Annotated in this window: 18 protein-coding genes; 15 read left to right on the top strand and 3 right to left on the bottom strand. The window is 54.9% G+C overall.

Annotation, left to right across the window (positions count from 1 at the left end):
- Positions 1–69 precede the first annotated feature (69 nt).
- Both ACJJIY_RS04680 and rpmE read right to left on the bottom strand, forming a co-directional pair.
- Positions 70–1,323 carry a malic enzyme-like NAD(P)-binding protein gene (locus ACJJIY_RS04680; protein ID WP_445359199.1) on the bottom strand — a complete coding sequence of 418 codons (1,254 nt, stop codon included), beginning with the start codon at positions 1,321–1,323 and terminating at the stop codon, positions 70–72.
- A 382-nt stretch (positions 1,324–1,705) separates the two neighbouring features.
- On the bottom strand, positions 1,706–1,918 hold the full coding sequence (rpmE, locus tag ACJJIY_RS04675) for a 50S ribosomal protein L31 (protein ID WP_108734996.1): 213 nt from the start codon (positions 1,916–1,918) through the stop codon (positions 1,706–1,708).
- A 330-nt stretch (positions 1,919–2,248) separates the two neighbouring features.
- On the opposite strand from rpmE, the gene ACJJIY_RS04670 reads away from it, so the two are divergent.
- From ACJJIY_RS04670 to ACJJIY_RS04640, 7 genes are all read left to right on the top strand, one after another.
- Entirely contained in the window at positions 2,249–4,462 is a 2,214-nt protein-coding gene (locus ACJJIY_RS04670; protein ID WP_445359198.1) for a primosomal protein N', read from the top strand.
- An 82-nt stretch (positions 4,463–4,544) separates the two neighbouring features.
- On the top strand, positions 4,545–5,123 hold the full coding sequence (locus ACJJIY_RS04665; protein WP_445359197.1) for an SPOR domain-containing protein: 579 nt from the start codon (positions 4,545–4,547) through the stop codon (positions 5,121–5,123).
- A 165-nt stretch (positions 5,124–5,288) separates the two neighbouring features.
- Entirely contained in the window at positions 5,289–5,828 is a 540-nt protein-coding gene (gene hslV / locus ACJJIY_RS04660; protein WP_108734993.1) for an ATP-dependent protease subunit HslV, read from the top strand.
- 73 nt (positions 5,829–5,901) lie between these two features.
- Positions 5,902–7,218 (top strand): ATP-dependent protease ATPase subunit HslU, encoded by a 1,317-nt coding sequence (hslU, locus tag ACJJIY_RS04655; protein ID WP_282930670.1) that lies wholly within the window; start codon positions 5,902–5,904, stop codon positions 7,216–7,218.
- A 5-nt stretch (positions 7,219–7,223) separates the two neighbouring features.
- Positions 7,224–7,598, top strand: coding sequence for a gamma-butyrobetaine hydroxylase family protein (locus tag ACJJIY_RS04650; protein WP_413663796.1), 375 nt, complete (start codon positions 7,224–7,226; stop codon positions 7,596–7,598).
- Positions 7,599–7,863: 265 nt separating this feature from the next.
- On the top strand, positions 7,864–9,399 hold the full coding sequence (locus ACJJIY_RS04645) for an alkaline phosphatase (RefSeq protein WP_445359196.1): 1,536 nt from the start codon (positions 7,864–7,866) through the stop codon (positions 9,397–9,399).
- 16 nt (positions 9,400–9,415) lie between these two features.
- Positions 9,416–10,978: an alkaline phosphatase gene (locus ACJJIY_RS04640; protein ID WP_445359195.1), complete on the top strand. Its 1,563-nt coding sequence runs from the start codon at positions 9,416–9,418 to the stop codon at positions 10,976–10,978.
- A 55-nt stretch (positions 10,979–11,033) separates the two neighbouring features.
- Here ACJJIY_RS04640 and ACJJIY_RS04635 read toward each other — a convergent pair whose 3' ends face one another.
- Entirely contained in the window at positions 11,034–11,846 is an 813-nt protein-coding gene (locus tag ACJJIY_RS04635) for a CHAD domain-containing protein (protein ID WP_445359194.1), read from the bottom strand.
- Between the two features lie 123 nt (positions 11,847–11,969).
- Between ACJJIY_RS04635 and ubiE the strand changes: the two genes are divergently transcribed.
- From ubiE to tatC, 8 genes are all read left to right on the top strand, one after another.
- Entirely contained in the window at positions 11,970–12,719 is a 750-nt protein-coding gene (gene ubiE, locus ACJJIY_RS04630; RefSeq protein ID WP_108734987.1) for a bifunctional demethylmenaquinone methyltransferase/2-methoxy-6-polyprenyl-1,4-benzoquinol methylase UbiE, read from the top strand.
- A 55-nt stretch (positions 12,720–12,774) separates the two neighbouring features.
- Positions 12,775–13,404: a ubiquinone biosynthesis accessory factor UbiJ gene (locus ACJJIY_RS04625; RefSeq protein ID WP_413663791.1), complete on the top strand. Its 630-nt coding sequence runs from the start codon at positions 12,775–12,777 to the stop codon at positions 13,402–13,404.
- A 2-nt stretch (positions 13,405–13,406) separates the two neighbouring features.
- On the top strand, positions 13,407–15,017 hold the full coding sequence (ubiB, locus tag ACJJIY_RS04620; protein ID WP_445359193.1) for a ubiquinone biosynthesis regulatory protein kinase UbiB: 1,611 nt from the start codon (positions 13,407–13,409) through the stop codon (positions 15,015–15,017).
- A 51-nt stretch (positions 15,018–15,068) separates the two neighbouring features.
- The gene (gene hisI / locus ACJJIY_RS04615; RefSeq protein ID WP_282934621.1) at positions 15,069–15,461 is read left to right on the top strand and encodes a phosphoribosyl-AMP cyclohydrolase; all 393 of its coding nucleotides are present in this window, start codon (positions 15,069–15,071) and stop codon (positions 15,459–15,461) included.
- A 7-nt stretch (positions 15,462–15,468) separates the two neighbouring features.
- On the top strand, positions 15,469–15,801 hold the full coding sequence (locus ACJJIY_RS04610) for a phosphoribosyl-ATP diphosphatase (protein ID WP_282930677.1): 333 nt from the start codon (positions 15,469–15,471) through the stop codon (positions 15,799–15,801).
- Positions 15,802–15,889: 88 nt separating this feature from the next.
- Positions 15,890–16,153: a Sec-independent protein translocase subunit TatA gene (gene tatA, locus ACJJIY_RS04605; RefSeq protein WP_444892350.1), complete on the top strand. Its 264-nt coding sequence runs from the start codon at positions 15,890–15,892 to the stop codon at positions 16,151–16,153.
- Between the two features lie 29 nt (positions 16,154–16,182).
- Positions 16,183–16,776 carry a Sec-independent protein translocase protein TatB gene (gene tatB, locus ACJJIY_RS04600; protein WP_444915181.1) on the top strand — a complete coding sequence of 198 codons (594 nt, stop codon included), beginning with the start codon at positions 16,183–16,185 and terminating at the stop codon, positions 16,774–16,776.
- Positions 16,773–17,522 carry a twin-arginine translocase subunit TatC gene (gene tatC, locus ACJJIY_RS04595; protein WP_413663789.1) on the top strand — a complete coding sequence of 250 codons (750 nt, stop codon included), beginning with the start codon at positions 16,773–16,775 and terminating at the stop codon, positions 17,520–17,522. Before tatB ends, tatC begins: the two co-directional genes overlap by 4 nt.
- Positions 17,523–17,554: the final 32 nt, after the last annotated feature.

The raw sequence follows: 17,554 nt of genomic DNA, 5'->3' as shown, positions 1-17,554 counted from the left end.
CAAGAACTCCGTTAGAGCGAAAGCGGTAAATGCCTGCTCTAACGGGTTAAGTGAGGAAATCTGTGATCTTTACAGGGGTTCCAGGGGATAGTTGTCCGGGTAGGGCAGGCGCGCACAGCCACTGTCTACGGCTGCTCGAGCTACGGCCGAAGCCACCTCAGGCAGTAAACGCGGGTCGGTTGGCTTGGGCAGGATATAGTTGGGCCCGAAGCTGAGCTCGATACCGCCATAACCTTCGCGCACTGAATCCGGTACCGGCAGGTGGGCAATTTTGCGGATCGCCTCGATCGCTGCCAGCTTCATCTCTTCATTAATGCGCGCAGCGCGAACATCCAGGGCACCCCGGAAAATAAACGGAAAGCAGAGGACGTTGTTAACCTGGTTTGGGTAGTCGGAACGGCCTGTGGCCATAATCAGGTCGTCGCGCACACTGTGAGCCAACTCGGGCTTAATCTCCGGGTTGGGGTTAGAGCAGGCGAAGACCACCGGTTTTGGGGCCATGCGCTGTAGCTGCTCGGCGGAGAGCAGGTCCGGGCCGGATACCCCGAGGAATACATCCGCACCGGCGATGGCATCGTCGAGGGTGCGCATATCGGTATCCCGTGCCCACTCACCTTTGTAGGCGTTGATATCCGTTCGACCCGAGTGGATAACCCCACGGCTGTCGAGCATGGTGATCTGCTCTTTGCGCGCTCCGGCAGCCAGCAGCAGTTTGCAGCAGGCCGTCGCAGCGGCACCTGCGCCCAGGCAGACCATATGCACTTCACTAATTTTCTTACCCTGAATCTCCAGAGCATTGAGCATACCGGCAACGGTCACAATGGCGGTGCCGTGCTGATCGTCGTGAAAAACCGGTACCGGGCAGCGCTCGATTAGGGTCTCTTCAATATGGAAACACTCTGGCGCCTTAATATCTTCGAGGTTGATACCGCCGAAGGTGTTGGCGATTGAGGCCACGGTCTGAATAAACTGCTCCGGGCTGCTGGCATCAACTTCGATATCTACGGAGTTGATATCGGCAAAGCGTTTAAACAGCAGTGACTTGCCTTCCATCACGGGTTTTGAGGCCAGCGGGCCCAGATTGCCGAGACCGAGAATGGCACTGCCATTGGAAATGACTGCTACCAGATTACCTTTGCCGGTGTATCGATAGGCTGTTTCTGGGTCCTTGGCAATTTCTCGCACCGGTTCGGCGACGCCGGGACTGTAAGCCAGGGACAGGTCTTCCTGGGTTTCGGCAGGGGTCGTCAGCTCTACTGAAAGTTTGCCGGGACTGGGGAGCGCGTGGTAATCGAGCGCTGCCTGGCGCAATGAATCCGTCATTTGGGGGCTTATCTCTCGAATACTGTGGGCAACACTTAAGTGTTATCCCGGTTACTGCGGGGACCAGAGAATAACCGAGGGAAGCTTGGCGCTACAAGCGTGAAAATCTGCAATAAGTGGTACGGACTTCTATTTTTATCGTGCCTATCGACGATTTTCAGGATAAATAGCCGCAGTATTCTGATTTATAAGGATAAAGTTATCGCCATTGGCGGAAAGGTTAAGCGATTCAAGTCGATTTTGATTTTACATACAGAGGATTACAGCAGCGGGGTATGAAACGCTGAGAATAGATACAAAAAAGGCACCATCGCAGTGCGAGGTGCCTTTTTGGAATGGATCCTGCCGCAAGCGGCGGGTCCATTCGAGCGAAGAGCCCGGATTATTTGCCGATACGGCTGCCGAAACGCTTCTTGAAACGGTCAACACGACCACCAGTGGTAGCCTGCTTCTGCTTGCCAGTGTAGAAAGGGTGGCACTGGGAGCAAACGTCGATTTGCAGGTCTTTGCCCAGAGTGGAACGGGTTTTTACAACATTGCCGCAGGAACAGGTAGCGGAGATGTCGGTGTAGTTAGGATGGATATCTGCTTTCATGATTGCCTCTTTTCGAAACCGCCACTCGATCTTTTGCCGAGCACGGCATCGTCATTGGTGCAGGAACCAGTATGGTTCCAGGCTGTTTAAAAAGTCGGCGCATACTATCAGATTAATGTCGCGGTTCAAGCACAATTGGGTGGCGAAATAACTGAGGATGGCCACTTGTTAGCATTGCACAACAGCTTTGATAACAATTGACTTCACTAATTCCTCTGTGACGCCTAAGTCGCCAATTCGGTCATAACAACCATTATCCCCGACGAAGCCCTGCAACTTGCCACATCTGCTATTACACTAGCGCCTTTTGTTTGAGTGAGTGGGGGCCAGGTGCAGGAGTCAGTCCAACAAAGAGTCATTTTAAGGCTGGCAGTGCCCGTGCCCCTGAGGCGCTTGTTTGACTATTTGCCGCCAGAGGGACTGTCGCCGGAGTCACTGCGGCCCGGCCAGCGCCTCTGGGTGCCCTTTGCCGGGCGTAAGTTAGTGGCAGTACTATTGGATATAGTGCAGGAGTCGCCGCACAGCAGTTTGAAGCCAGCGCTGGAACTGGTGGATTCGGAGGTTCTGTTTGGTGATGGCAGCCGCAAGCTGCTGTCCTGGATTGCCGACTATTACCAGGCGCCCCTCGGCGAGGTCTACGCCGCTGCCCTGCCCGTGGCACTGCGCAAAGGTAAGCCGTCTGATCATTGGGCGGAGCAGTGGCTTCAGCTCACGACAGAGGGAAAGGGCTTACCGAAAACTGCACTGGCACGCGCCCTCAAGCAGCAGGCTCTGTTCCAGTTGCTGTTGAGTGATGGCAAGCAGAGCCGAACCCATCTTAAGACCCTCGGCCACAATACCCCCGTGATTCGCGCCTTACAGGATCGCGGCCTGGTGGAGTGGATTCCAGGCCCTACCGTACCTGCGCCGCTACCCGCAGCAGAGAGTACACCGGCTCCGGAGCTGAATAGCGAACAGCAACAGGTGCTCGACAGTATCGATTGCAGCGGCTTCTCTGCTTCATTACTGGAGGGCACCACCGGCAGTGGCAAGACCGAAGTTTATCTGCGCCTGATGCAGCGGGTTCTGGATAGCGGTCGCCAGGCATTGTTACTGGTGCCGGAGATTGGACTTACGCCGCAAACGCTGAGGCGTATTGCCGCACGATTTCCCAAGCACAGTATTGCAGCGCTGCACTCTGGCTTGGCCGACGGCGAGCGCGCTCAATCCTGGTTGGCGGCAGCGGGTGGGCAGGCAGATATTGTGATCGGCACCCGTTCAGCCATTATGACCCCCCTGCCCAGGCTCGGCGTTGTGATTGTCGATGAAGAACACGATGCTTCTTTTAAACAGCAGGACGGTGTGCGCTATTCGGCCCGGGACTTGGCCGTGGTTTTGGGGCGCAATAATAATGTGCCGGTGGTTTTGGGTTCGGCCACGCCCTCTCTGGAAACCTTGCACAACGCTCTGAATGGGCGCTATCAACACCTGCGTATGCGCTATCGCGCCGGTGATGCCAAGCCGCCGCAAATTCACGTAGTACCGACACTGCGGGAGCCGTTGGAAGAGGGATTTTCTCCCCAGGTGCTTCGCCATATCGGTGATACCCTCGCGCGAGGTGAGCAGGCTCTGGTGTTTATCAACCGGCGCGGCTTTGCCCCCGCGCTGACTTGTGATGATTGCGGCTGGTTGGCGGATTGCCCGCACTGCTCGAGCAAGCTGACTATGCACCGGCGCCAGCGCCAGTTGCGCTGCCACCACTGTGATTACCGCCGCCCGCTGGTTGATAGCTGCCCACAATGTCACAGCCGTTCGATCTCAGCCCTGGGTGCCGGCACGGAACGCAGCGAGGAACTGTTGGCCCGTCGCTTTGCCGACTACCCAGTGATACGTGTGGACCGGGATACCACGGCGAGCAAACAGGCGCTGGATAAATTGTTAGCACCGGCGCGAGAGGGCGAGCCCTGCCTGTTGTTAGGAACCCAGATGCTGGCCAAGGGGCACCATTTGCCCAAGGTCACTTTGGTAGTGATCCAGGATGCCGATGGCGGCTTGTTCAGTGCAGATTTCCGCGCGCCAGAGCGTACCGGCCAGTTACTGGAACAGGTGGCGGGCCGTGCGGGGCGCGGCAGTCTCAGTGGGCGGGTATTGGTTCAGAGCCGCTTTCCCGAGCACCCGCTTTTACAATTGCTGCTGGAAAAAGGCTATGGCGCTTTTGCGCGCCAGTTGCTGAGGGACCGCACGGTTGCACAGTTGCCTCCCGCGAGTGCTATGGCACTGGTGAGGGCGGAGTGTGAAGAGCCCGGTTGGGCCGAAGAGTTTCTACAAAATGCGCGACTCTTTATGCAGTCCCTGGCACCCCCATCGCCGCAGATCCAATATCTGGGGCCGGTGCCGGCACTACTGGAACGCAAATCCGGGCGCTTCCGATTTTATATTCAGGTCACTGCACAAAACCGAGCCCACTTACAGCCGCTGCTGGCGCGAGTGTGTGCTTGGGCGGAGGGCAATAAAAATCGCCGCCTGCGCTGGGCTGTGGATATGGATGCGCAGGAATTATCGTGAATATGCGCTGGGTTACGCGCCTGGCACTAAATTGGCGGTACAATTCACAAACCGCTAAAACCTTGCAGGGAAGAAATTTTCGATGAGCCGTCGCACCAGTAATCGCCGCAGTAAAAAAGCCGCAGGCAAACCCGCATGGGTTTGGTTTGTCCTGGGGAATTTTGTCGGTGGCTTTGCGGTGGCCGTACTGTTTCTTCAGGGCATGGCCAAGGACAGCCGGGGAATAAGCAGCATTAAGCCAAAGGCGGTACAGCAGCGAGAGGAAACATCGCCTCAACCGCGTTTTGATTTTTATACAAAATTAAAAGAAAACGAAGTCACGGTACCCCCGCCCAAAGTGGCACAACCGGCGCGCCGCAGTGACTCCACCAACAATTCCCAGAGTAGTAGCTCGTCGGAACCCGATCGCAGCACCCCGGCACAGGTATATATCCTGCAGGCGGCATCGTTTCGCGATGCCTCTGAAGCGGAGCGCCTGCGCGTTGAGCTGACCCTGGCCAACCTGGATGTCAAAGTGGAATCGGCCACCGATAACCGGGGAACCTGGCATCGGGTACTGGTGGGCCCTTATAGCAACCGCTCCCGGATGGCCAAAGCGCGCCAGACACTGGCTGAGCATCGCCTGATGCCGCTGGTGCTAAAACGCCCGGCGACCCAGTGACCATCAATTCCGTTTATTAAGGTGTGTTGCCCCACTCAGTAATTGTGACCTCTCTTATTGAAATCGGCGCGAACCGTCCTCACTTACCTAGTCTGAAGATAATTCCCCGGCGCGGGCACTTCGATGCCCGCTGCCAGAGTACACGCGCAATCCGAGAGGTCTCCATTGGAACAGTATCGCGGAACTACTATTTTATCCTGTCGCCGCAACGGCAAAGTTGTGATTGGCGGCGACGGCCAGGTGTCCATGGGCAACACCGTTATGAAAGGCAATGCACGCAAGGTGCGTCGCCTGTACAAAGATAAGGTTATTGCCGGTTTTGCCGGTGGTACTGCAGACGCTTTCACCCTGTTCGAACGTTTTGAAGCCAAGCTTGAGGCCCACGGTGGCCAGCTGACCCGCGCCGCTGTGGAGTTGGCCAAAGATTGGCGTACCGACCGCGCCCTGCGCCGCTTGGAGGCCCTGCTGGCGGTTGCTGATTCCACTGCCAGTTTGATTGTGACCGGTAATGGCGACGTGATTCAGCCGGAAGACGACCTGATTGCTATCGGTTCCGGTGGCCCCTTCGCCCAGTCGGCAGCCCGTGCGCTGCTGGACAATACCGATATGGATGCTCGCTCTATTGTGGAGCAGGGACTGAAGATCGCCGGTGATATCTGTGTTTACACCAACCAGAACCACACCATCGAAGAACTGGCTTATTGATTACCGGGTACACCTTAGAGTGACCGGCTGGCGGGCTGTTTAAGCCCCCGCAAGAATTTTTGCAGGAATTTGTATGTCCCAGATGACACCCAGAGAAATTGTCCACGAACTCGACCGCCATATTGTTGGCCAGCAGGAGGCCAAGCGTGCGGTAGCCATTGCGCTGCGCAACCGCTGGCGCCGTATGCAGGTTAGTGAAGACCTGCGCGCCGAGATCACGCCGAAAAATATTTTGATGATCGGCCCTACCGGCGTGGGCAAGACGGAAATTGCCCGCCGCCTGGCCAAACTGGCGAACGCGCCCTTTATCAAGGTAGAGGCGACTAAATTTACCGAAGTGGGCTATGTCGGTCGGGATGTAGAGTCGATTGTCCGCGATCTTGTTGAGATGGCAGTGAAGCAGGAACGCGAGCAGGCCATGGCTGGTGTTGAGCAGCGCGCTATGGATGCCGCAGAGGAGCGCATCCTCGATGCCCTGTTGCCTCCGGCGCGCTCCACCGAGCCCACCGATAAGGATTCCAGCACTCGCCAGCTGTTCCGCAAGAAGTTGCGCGAAGGTGATCTCGATGACAAAGAGGTTGAGGTGGATCTGGCCGCTGCGCCCATGGGCGTAGAAATTATGGCCCCTCCCGGTATGGAGGAGATGACCAACCAGCTCCAGGGCATGTTCTCCAATATGTCCCAGGGCAAGACCCGCAAGAGCAAGCTGCCGGTGAAACAGGCCCTCAAGCAGCTTACCGACGAGGAAGCGGCCAAGCTGGTCAACGACGAAGATGTTAAGACCCGTGCGATCCGCGCTGCTGAGCAGAATGGCATCGTATTTATCGACGAAATCGATAAGGTTGCCAAGCGTCAGGAGAGCGGCGGTGCCGATGTTTCCCGCGAAGGGGTACAGCGCGACCTGCTGCCACTGATTGAAGGCAGCACGGTTAACACCAAGTACGGCATGATCAAAACCGATCACATCCTGTTTATTGCCTCCGGTGCCTTCCACCTGTCCAAGCCCTCGGACCTGATTCCCGAGTTGCAGGGTCGCCTGCCCATTCGTGTGGAATTGAATTCGCTGAGCTCCGCAGATTTCGAGCGTATCCTCACCGAGCCGTCCGCTTCCCTCACTGAGCAGCAAAAAGCATTGCTGGCCACTGAGGGGCTGGAACTGCAATTTAGTGAAGATGGTATTCGCCGCATCGCGGAAGTGGCCTTCGAGGTGAATGAGCGCACCGAGAATATCGGTGCGCGCCGTCTGCACACGGTATTGGAGCGCTTGCTGGAGGAAATTTCCTTTGATGCGGGCGATGGCAATACTTCGCTGAACATTGATGCCGCCTATGTGGACAGCCATCTGGGCGAGTTGAGCCAGAACGAAGACCTGTCGCGTTTTATTTTGTAAATATAATGAAACCGCAAAAAATCCGATTAAATCGCGCAGAGAAAAGCCTGCATCTGGTATTTGGCGATGCTGAATTTACCTTGCCGGCAGAGTACCTGCGTGTCTACTCCCCCAGCGCCGAAGTGCGTGGCCACGGTGCCAGCGAACCGGTGCTGGTCAGTGGCAAAATGCATGTGGGTATCGATACGGTGGAGGCGGCTGGCCGCTATGCGCTAAAAATCGATTTCGACGATGGCCACGACACCGGTATTTTTACCTGGGAGTATTTGCACGAACTAGCTGAAAACTATTCGTCCAACTGGGAGGCTTACCTACAGCGCCTGCGCGATGCCGGCCAGGGCCGCGACCCGGATGAGAGTGTGGTGAAGTTTATCGGCTAGTGGCAAATTGATCGGGAATGACAACCGCTCCCTAGGGGGCGGTTCCACCCTTCTCTCTCTTAATACCTCCCCACTCTTCTCAATAATTTATTACCGAAATAATTAATTTTTGGTACGTCTTTGCCAAATATTGCCAAGTTTACGTAATTCTTTGATATTCATTGATTTTCAGAGCAAAGATATTAACAACGTAACCGGCGCGTAATTCTTTTGTCACATTTTGGAACTCTAATGCTCGCCAAATTAACGAGTTTCGGAGGCCCCCATGGCAAAAACAATTGTCCGCGCACTGAGCGCCTTTTGTCTGATTCCTCTCGCTTCCGCTGTTTCAGCGGCAACCCTGCCCGACTACCAAACCAATAGTGCCTGGTACACGGAAAGTGCTGACCGATTGGAAGAGCGCGCTTCGCTTTCCCGCGAGGCAAAAACTGCGAAGAATGTAATTCTGTTCGTCGGTGATGGAATGGGCATTTCCACACTAACCGCCGCCCGTATCCTTGAAGGCCAGCTAGTCGGTGAGAGCGGCGAAGAAAATGCGCTCTCTTTTGAAGAATTTCCGTATACCGCACTGATCAAAACCTACAACACCAATCAGCAGACTCCGGATTCTGCCGGTACCATGACCGCTATGATGACCGGTGTAAAAACCCGCGCCGGTGTAATTAATATCGACGGCGATGCACTGCGAGCTGATTGCGCCAGCACTGAGGGTAAGGAATTAAACACCTTCCTGGAAATGGTGGAGAGCCGTGGCAAGGCCACCGGCATTGTTTCCACTGCGCGCCTGACTCACGCCACGCCCGCAGCCACTTACTCGCGCAGCCCGGAGCGCAACTGGGAGTATTCCGCCGAGGGTGATTGTTCCGATATCGCCTCGCAGATGGTTGAGATGTCTGCCGGCGACGGTATCGATGTCATGCTCGGCGGTGGCCGCCGCAACTTTGTTACCACCGACAACGATGGCAAGCGAGAAGATGGCCGCGACCTGACCAGTGAATGGCTGGAGCGCTATGACGGCGAGCAGACTGCTGTGTACGTGGAGAGTGGGTCCGAGCTGGAAGGCGTCGATATTGCCTCCACCGATAAGTTATTGGGGCTCTTCACCAGCAGCCACATGAGTTACGATGCGGATCGCATCGCCAAGGACAGCGATGAGCCGAGCATTGCCGAGATGACTGATACCGCCATCGAGCTGTTGGAAAAAGACAGCGATGGCTACTTCCTGATGGTAGAGTCCGGGCGTATCGACCACGGCCACCATGCCGGTAATGCCTATAACGCCTTGCACGATGCCATCGCCTTTGCGGATGCGGTACAGGTTGCTTTGGATAAAGTGGATCTTGAGGACACCTTGATCCTGGTGACCGCCGACCACAGCCATGTGATGACTATCGCCGGCTATCCGACTCGCGGTAACCCGATACTCGGTAAAGTGGTTGAGAATGACAGCAGCGGTGCCGCAGAAGCGGAAGAAGGTCTCGCTGCGGACGGTAAACCTTACACCACCCTGAGCTATGCCAATGGCCTGGGTTATGCCGATTTAGGTGAAAATACCGACGCGGATGAGCGCTACGATATCGCCGCCGATACCGGACGCAAAGATCTCTCCGGCGTGGATACCGAGGCGCCGGGCTTCCACCAGGAAGCAATGGTGCACCTGGAGTCTGAGAGCCATGCGGGCGAGGATATCAGCTTGCACGCTATCGGCGCCGGCGCCGAGCGGGTACAAGGTAGCCTGGAGCAGAGTGCAGTCTTCCACGTGATGACTGCTGCGACCGACCTGTCGCTGACAGAAGAATAACTGGGGGTAATTCACCATGAGACATTTTAAGAAAACAGTACTGGCTTTCTCTGTCGCCCTACTGGCCACCGCCTGTAGCGACGACAACTCAAACTCTGACGACGTAGTGGAATTACCCGAAGAGGAGCATGTCGGTGTTTCCTCTGCGCAGAGCAACAGCAGCTGGTTCCAGGAAGCTCAGCAGGCGATCGAAGAAGCGAGCGCTGTAGAAATCAACAACACCCCCGGTGCCGCCAAGAACATTATCCTGTTCGTTGGCGATGGTATGGGTATCTCCACAGTGACCGCCGCCCGTATCCTGGCGGGTCAGCAGCAGGGCCTCGATGGTGAGGAATACCAGCTGAGCTTTGAGAAGATGCCATTTGCCGGTCTGGTCAAAACCTACAACACCAACCAGCAAACCCCGGACTCTGCCGGCACCATGACCGCGCTGGTAACCGGTGTTAAAACCAAGGCCGGTGTATTGAGTGTTGCCGAAAATGTTGCGCGCGGCGATTGTGCCGCCAGCCTCGAGTACCCGCTGACGACGGCAATTGAGCTGGCTGAAGACCTGGGCAAGAGCACCGGTATTATCAGCACCGCGCGTATCACCCACGCTACCCCGGCGGCTACTTATGCCAAGGTGCCTGAGCGCGGCTGGGAGGAAGCAGCCCCGGATGGCTGCACCGATATCGCCGCTCAACTGATAGAGTTTGAAGCCGGTGATGGTATCGATGTGGTAATGGGCGGTGGTCGTCGCAACTTCCTGCCCACCGATATTACCGATATTGAAGGTGAAGCGGGGCGCCGTGAAGATGGGCGCAACCTGGTGGATGAATGGAAGGCCCGTTACGACGACGGTGTAAACAATATTGCCTACGTTGAAGATACCACTGCTTTTGAAGCCGTAGACGCCTCCGCAACTGACAAGTTGTTCGGCCTGTTTAATTCCTCACACATGGAATATGAAGCCGTTCGCGAGGACGATAAAGCCGGTGAGCCCTCCCTGTCAGAGATGACCGCCAAAGGTCTCGAGATGCTGCAGAAAAATGAGGACGGCTACTTCCTGATGGTGGAATCCGGTCGTATCGACCACGGTCACCACGCCGGCAACGCCTATCGCGCGCTGACCGATGCGGTGGAATTTGCCGAAGCGATTCAGTACGCCATGGATAATACCAGTGCAGAAGACACCCTGATTGTTGTTACTGCGGACCACAGCCACGTGATGACTATCGCCGGCTACCCCACTCGCGGTAACCCCATTCTCGGAAAAGTGATTGGCAATGACGGCAATGGCGAAGCGGAAACCTCCCATGCCCTGGCGGAAGATGGCCTGCCCTATACGACTCTGAGCTATGCCAATGGCCCGGGTTACAGTGCCGGTGATAGCGGAGCGCGTCCGAGCCTGGTGAGCACAGATACTGCCGCCCTGGATTACCAGCAGGATGCCTTGATTCCCATGAGCAGTGAATCCCACGCGGGTGAGGATGTGGGTGTTTGGGCGCGCGGACCGGGTGCGCACCTGGTGAGTGGCACCAACGAACAAAACTTCCTGTTTCACGTAATGGCGCGCGCTGGCGGATTATTGGAACAGTAATTCCATCAGCTGTCGGTGTGGATGGCATGTTCATCCACACCATCACTTTCCCCGGTCAGATCTTGAATTGAGGCTTGGAGAAGAGCGCCTCACAGAGTGCTTCGGTCTTTTTCATTAGTAGGCTTTGTCGGTGCCGGATAATTTTTAGCACCGTGCCAAACTCACTTTGCAGCTTGTCTCCCTGAGTGATTACCAGCCGTGCCAGCAAATGGAGATCACGCCAGTCACCCAGAACTTCTCCCAACTCCTTTAGTGACTTGCAGCGCTCGCCCACAGTGAGCGGATAACGCTTCCTCAATAAGCGGCTCTGGTACCAGTGATCCTTGGCTCTTTTACGCAATAGATGCAGGCAGTTTGCATTTTTGTGCCTGCGCACTTTACGCCATGCGCTTGCGGCTTTTCGGTAGCCGCGCAGGTAACCGGCGTCCGCATCATGCCAGCCGAGCTGTTCAAGCGGCCATGATGGAATTCTTATTTGACCTTTATCGAGGAGTTTCAATGCCGCTTGAACCGCTGAGTGGTTTTGCTCTGCCTGGATCAGTTCGTCGAGGAGATGGTGTAACCGGTGAAAGTGATGTAGCGGTGCCAATCCCAGTAAAGCGATGCGTAGTGCTGTGAGGTCGCGGGTGTGGGCGAGAGTGTTTGCCAATTTTCTGTAGTGGGTATTTTCACGCTGAAAAGTGCTAATGATTTGTGGGCGGACCAGGCGCAGTAGCGCGCGAATTTTCTTGCAGCGTTTGCGCAGTTCGTGGACAGCAGTTTCCCCTCCGTTGCGGAGCAAGTATCCGTTTGCCGCCGTTACTTCTGCCTGGGCGATAGATTTGATTTGCTCGGGAAAAGGAGAGTCACATTGGAATTGATAGCTCATAGAACAGTCCCGGGTGATCTCACTAAATTTTAGTGGTTTCCGCTCTGCTTGATTTCAAGCGGTGCCCCACTGGCTCCGGCAATGTACAATGGCCTTTTAAAGTTTTCGCTCAGCAGGCATAGCATGAAGGATCGCAAGACCACCCACTTCGGCTACCAGGAAGTGCCGGTGGAAGAAAAGGCCGGTCGTGTGGCAGAAGTGTTCCACTCTGTAGCAGCCCGTTACGATGTAATGAACGACTTGATGTCTGGAGGTGTTCACCGCCTCTGGAAGCGTTTCACCATCGAATTGTCCGGGGCCCGACGGGGCCAAAGTATTCTCGATATCGCCGGGGGTACCGGTGACCTCACCGCGCGCTTCTCCCGTATTGTGGGTGCCAGCGGCCAGGTAGTATTGGCGGACATCAATGAATCGATGTTGCGAGTGGGTCGCGATCGCCTGCTCGACCGGGGAATCGCCGGCAACGTGGTGCCGGTGCAGGCGGATGCCCAGTACCTGCCCTTCCCAGACAATACCTTTGATTGCATCACGATCGCTTTCGGCCTGCGCAATGTCACCGATAAGGACCTGGCACTGCGCTCCATGTTGCGCGTGTTGAAACCCGGTGGCCGACTGTTAGTGCTGGAGTTTTCCAAGCCCCAGTCGAAGCTGTTGGAGAAAGTCTACGATCAGTACTCTTTCCGCCTGTTGCCATTTATGGGCAAACTGGTTGCCAATGATGCGGACAGCTATCGCTACCTGGCGGAGAGTATCCGCATGCATCCAGATCAGGAAACCCTCAAGGGGATGATGGCGGATGCCGGTTTTGTCGATTGTGAATTCCACAATATGACCGGCGGAATTGTCGCTTTGCACCGGGGCATCAAGCCCTGAAAAACTGCATAAGCCTATTTTTTCTCTGAGCGCAGGCACGAGGCCGTAATCCGCCATGAGCGACCCCACTTTTCGCGCGGGCTTTGATGCCGCGCTGGAAACCACAATTAATGCTGCCCTCCAGTATGACCCGGCGACACGCGAGCGCCTTTCCGCACTGGATGGGAAAACCATGGCGCTGGATTTAACCGCCCCGCAACTACAGTTTTGCCTGTGTATCGAGGGTGACCAGGTGCGGGTGCGCCAGCACTGGGAGGGGGAAGTTACCACCCAGTTAAGCGGTTCAGCGCTGTCTTTTGTACGCCTGATCAAAGACCCGGATGCAACTCCTGCCGGATTGGGGGTGTCAGTGAGCGGCTCCAGTGCCCTGCTGGCAGAACTGCAATGGATCTTGAGTGACCTGGATATCGATTGGGAAGCGCCGCTGGCGCAAGTGGTTGGCGATATTCCCGCCCACTCAATTGGCAATGTCCTGCGCGATGCTGCCCGCTGGTTGGGAGGCAACCTGAATCGAGCGCCTGAAGTGGCGGCAGAGGCTATTAGTGAGGAGTGGCAGCTGACTCCACCCCAGGCCCAGTTCGAAGCATTTGTCGAAGACCTGGCCGAGGCCTCTCTAGCTGCTGAACGGCTCGAGGCACGCGTACGCTTGCTGGAAGAAAAGTTTTCCCGCAGGGAGGCCGAGTAGCTTTGCCTGTTCGTCGAAGTCTCACAATTGCGCGGGTTTTTCTGCGCTATCGTCTCGATCAATTATTGCCTGCCGAGGAGCGCCCACTGTGGTTGCGGGGATTGCTACTTCCGGTGAAGTTGCTGCCGCAGTCCAAGATGCCACGGGGCGAAAGGCTGCGCCGAGCCTTGGAAGAGCTGGGCCCCATTTTCGTTAAATTCGGCCAACTTCTCTCCACTCGTCCCGACCTGCTACCGCCAGATATTGTCGAGCAATTAGATTATTTACAGGACAAGGTGCCGCCCTTCCCCAGTGACCAGTGCACGGCTCTGATCGAAGAAGCCCTTGGTGCCAAGGTGGAGGAGGTCTTCGCCAAATTTGATCAGCAGCCACTGGCAGCGGCTTCAGTTGCACAGGTGCATGCGGCTGAATTAAAGAGCGGCGAATCAGTGGTCGTCAAAGTACTGCGCCCGGGCATTGATGAGGTAATCCAGGAAGATTTGAAACTCCTGGGGGTGATCGCCCGTGGAATTGAACGCTTTGTGCCCGAAGGGCGCCGCATGCGCCCGGTGGAGGTGGTTGAGGACTATCGGCACACGATTGAAGGTGAATTGGACCTAACTCGTGAAGCGGCCAACGGCACCCAGCTCCGCCGCAACTTTACCAACTCCCCGCTGTTGTATATCCCCGAAGTGCACTGGGATTACACCCGCGAAAATGTCCTGGTGTTGGAGCGTATCGACGGTATCCCCGTCACCGACCTGGCCCAGCTTCGCGCCCAGGACACCAATATGCAGCTGCTAGCTGAGCGCGGTGTTGAGATCTTCTTTAAGCAGGTATTCGAGTACAACTTCTTCCATGCGGATATGCACCCGGGCAACATTTTCGTTTCCAGGGAGCACCCGCAACGCCCGCAATATATTGCGATTGATACCGCAATCGTCGGTAGCCTGACACGGGAAGACCAGTACTATTTGGCGCGCAATCTCCTGGCGATGTTCCGCCGCGATTACCGTATGGTGGCGGAGCTGCACGTGCAAAGTGGTTGGGTTCGCTCCGACACGCCGATCAATGCCTTTGAGTCCGCTATTCGCTCGGTCTGTGAGCCCATTTTTGAAAAACCCCTGGGAGAGATTTCCTTCGCTCGGGTGTTGATCAGTCTGTTCCAGACTGCGCGCCGATTCGATATGGCGGTACAGCCGCAGCTGGTACTGTTACAAAAGACCCTGTTGAATATCGAAGGTTTGGGTCGACAGCTTTATCCGCAGCTGGATCTGTGGAAGACTGCTCATCCATTTTTAGAGCGCTGGATGCGCGATCGAATCCACCCCAAAACAATTGTGGGTGAGATAAAGCGCTACGGTCCAGAGTGGCTTGAGAAATTCCCGCAGATGCCACAGCTGGTGTACTCAGCTCTGGAGCAGTCGCGGGAACTGGCGCCCCAGTTAGAGGTAATTGGCGAGCAGTTGGCGGGCTCACAACGCCGAGGCTTGCGCCAATATATTCGGCGGGTCGCCGGAGTTGTGTTGGGCATTGGCGCCATCGCTGTCAGTAAGCCGGAATGGCTGGCTCAGTTGCCGCCGACTGGTTGGGTACTGGGCGTTGCTGCACTAGTGCTACTGCTGTGGCCCTAGGGCGCTTCGGCCTACACTGGAACTTCTAAGGATTGTTAGACATTGACTCAAATTCAAGCAAAGGCCGGTTTTCTCGATAAAGTCAGCTGGAACAGTGATGGCCTGGTTCCTGCGATTGCGCAGGATTTCAAAACCGGGCGGGTGTTGATGATGGCCTGGATGAACCGGGAATCGCTGGCGCTCACTGCCAGTGAGGGTTACGCAGTCTATTGGTCCCGATCCCGCAAGGGCCTGTGGCGCAAAGGAGAAACCTCCGGCTTCCTGCAGAAGGTGCGTGAATTGCGTCTGGATTGTGACGGGGACACCGTATTAATGTTGGTCGAGCAGGAAGGTGGAATCGCCTGTCATACCGGACGCAGTAGTTGTTTCTATCACCTCCTTCAAGATGAAGAGTGGCAGGTGAATCAGCCGGTGATTCAGGACCCGAAGTCCATTTATAAGTGAAACAATTATGAAAGATGTGCTGCAACAGCTCGATGCGGTGTTGGAAAGCCGTAAAAATAGCAGTGATGCTTCTGAATCCTATGTGGCCAGTCTACATAGCAAAGGCCTGAACAAGATTTTGGAAAAAGTCGGTGAAGAAGCCACTGAAGCTATTCTTGCAGCAAAAGACGCACAGAGTAGTGGCGATAATCGAGACCTGGTTGCCGAGACAGCGGACCTATGGTTTCACTCGCTGGTCATGCTATCTCACTTGGGCGCTGATTCTCAGGACGTGGTTCGAGAGCTTGGGCGCCGATTTGGTCTTTCTGGCCTGGAAGAGAAAGCTGCGCGAACTAAGTAAAATTTGAATCACTTGTGGCACCACCCCTGATGGCGGGAGTGCCCGGTAAGAAACTCAAGCCATCCTATTGAATGTAATGGAGACAATTATGGGATTCGGTGGAATTAGTATCTGGCAGTTGTTGATTGTCCTGGTCATAGTCTTACTACTGTTCGGAACCAAGCGTTTGAAAAACCTCGGAGGCGATCTGGGTGGCGCAATTAAGGGTTTCCGAAAAGCGGTTAAGGATGAAGACAAATCCAAGGATGCTGATGAAGACAAAGATGTCGAGCGTCTCAAGCACGATGAGGAAGAGAAGCCAGGCCAAGACAGTACTGTCAAAAATAAAGATAAACAGTCTCAGGACAAATAATCGGCAACGACTAAGGCGAGTGTCACTCTGTGTTTGATATCGGCTTTTTAGAACTATTGGTAGTTGCTGCCGTGGCCCTGTTGGTGGTTGGCCCTGAGCGACTGCCCGATGCGGTGCGTACCACTTCCCGCTGGTGGTCCGGTTTGAAGCGGACCTTACATAGTGCTCGCGAAGAATTGGAGCGAGAGGTTGGAGCCGATGATATACGGCGTGAACTTCACAACGAGCGCATTATGCGTGAGATTGAGGAGAGTCGTCGTGAGATGGAGCAAACCTTTAGCGAAGCCAATAAGGAAGTTCACGACGCACTTAATCAGCCTGAAAAACCACAAGTTGCAGGGACACCAGTAGAAAAACAGGCAGCTGGAGTCAACCATCCTGAGGCACCAAAACCTGAAAAGGCGATAGAGGAACCTGCTCATCCTCGTGCAGAGCAGGAGGATTATTTGCCAGAACAGGATGAAACTGCCGAGGAGTTACAGGACCCCGAATACCCGGAGCATTGGCATGACTTTGGGGACCCGGACCTAAACCCGGACCATCCTGAAAACATCGATGAAGATGAAGAAGAAAAACAAAGCGAGAAGAAAACATCGCAACAGGAGAAAGACAGCCAGTCATGAGCGATCAGTCCCAAGATAAGCATCAGCCTTTTATCGACCACCTGATCGAACTGCGTGATCGCCTATTGCGAATCCTTTTGGTCGTATTGGTCTTATTTGTCTGCTTGATGCCGTTTGCGTCTGAAATTTATAATTTTATTGCCCACCCACTACAGGAGCGTTTGGCGGGTGATGTTGGAATGATCGCTACAGAGGTGACTTCCACGTTCCTTACTCCGTTCAAAACGACCTTTATAGTTTCTTTTTTTATTGCAATCCCTTTTGTGCTTTACCAAGTTTGGTCATTTATTGCCCCGGGGCTGTATAAAAATGAAAAACGTATTGCTATTCCATTATTAATTAGTAGCGTCGCACTTTTTTATATCGGCATTGCATTTGCGTATTTTGTGGTCTTTCCCCTTCTTTTTGATTTCTTTGTTGGAACTGCTCCAGAAGATATTAAGGTAATGCCAGATATGCGCAGTTATCTGGATCTGGTGCTGAAGCTTTTTTTTGCTTTTGGTTTTGCTTTTGAAATCCCTATTGCGACAGTCCTACTGATCTGGAGTGGGGTAGTGGATGCCAAGACCCTGGCAAGTAAGCGCCCTTATGTGATTGTGGGATGCTTTTTAATTGGGATGCTACTGACACCGCCGGATATAATTTCCCAATCCTTATTGGCCTTCCCCATGTGGCTATTGTTTGAGATTGGCATTTTATTTGGGCGTTGGATGAAGTCTTCACCCAAAGATAAGCCTGCTACCTGAGATAAAAAGTCACCACTGGGCTTTCAGCGGTT

The sequence above is a fragment of the Microbulbifer maximicatervae (SeqCode) genome (assembly GCF_052468155.1).
The sequence above is the reverse complement of the archived record's forward strand: the minus strand, read 5'-3'. Positions and strand labels throughout refer to the sequence as shown.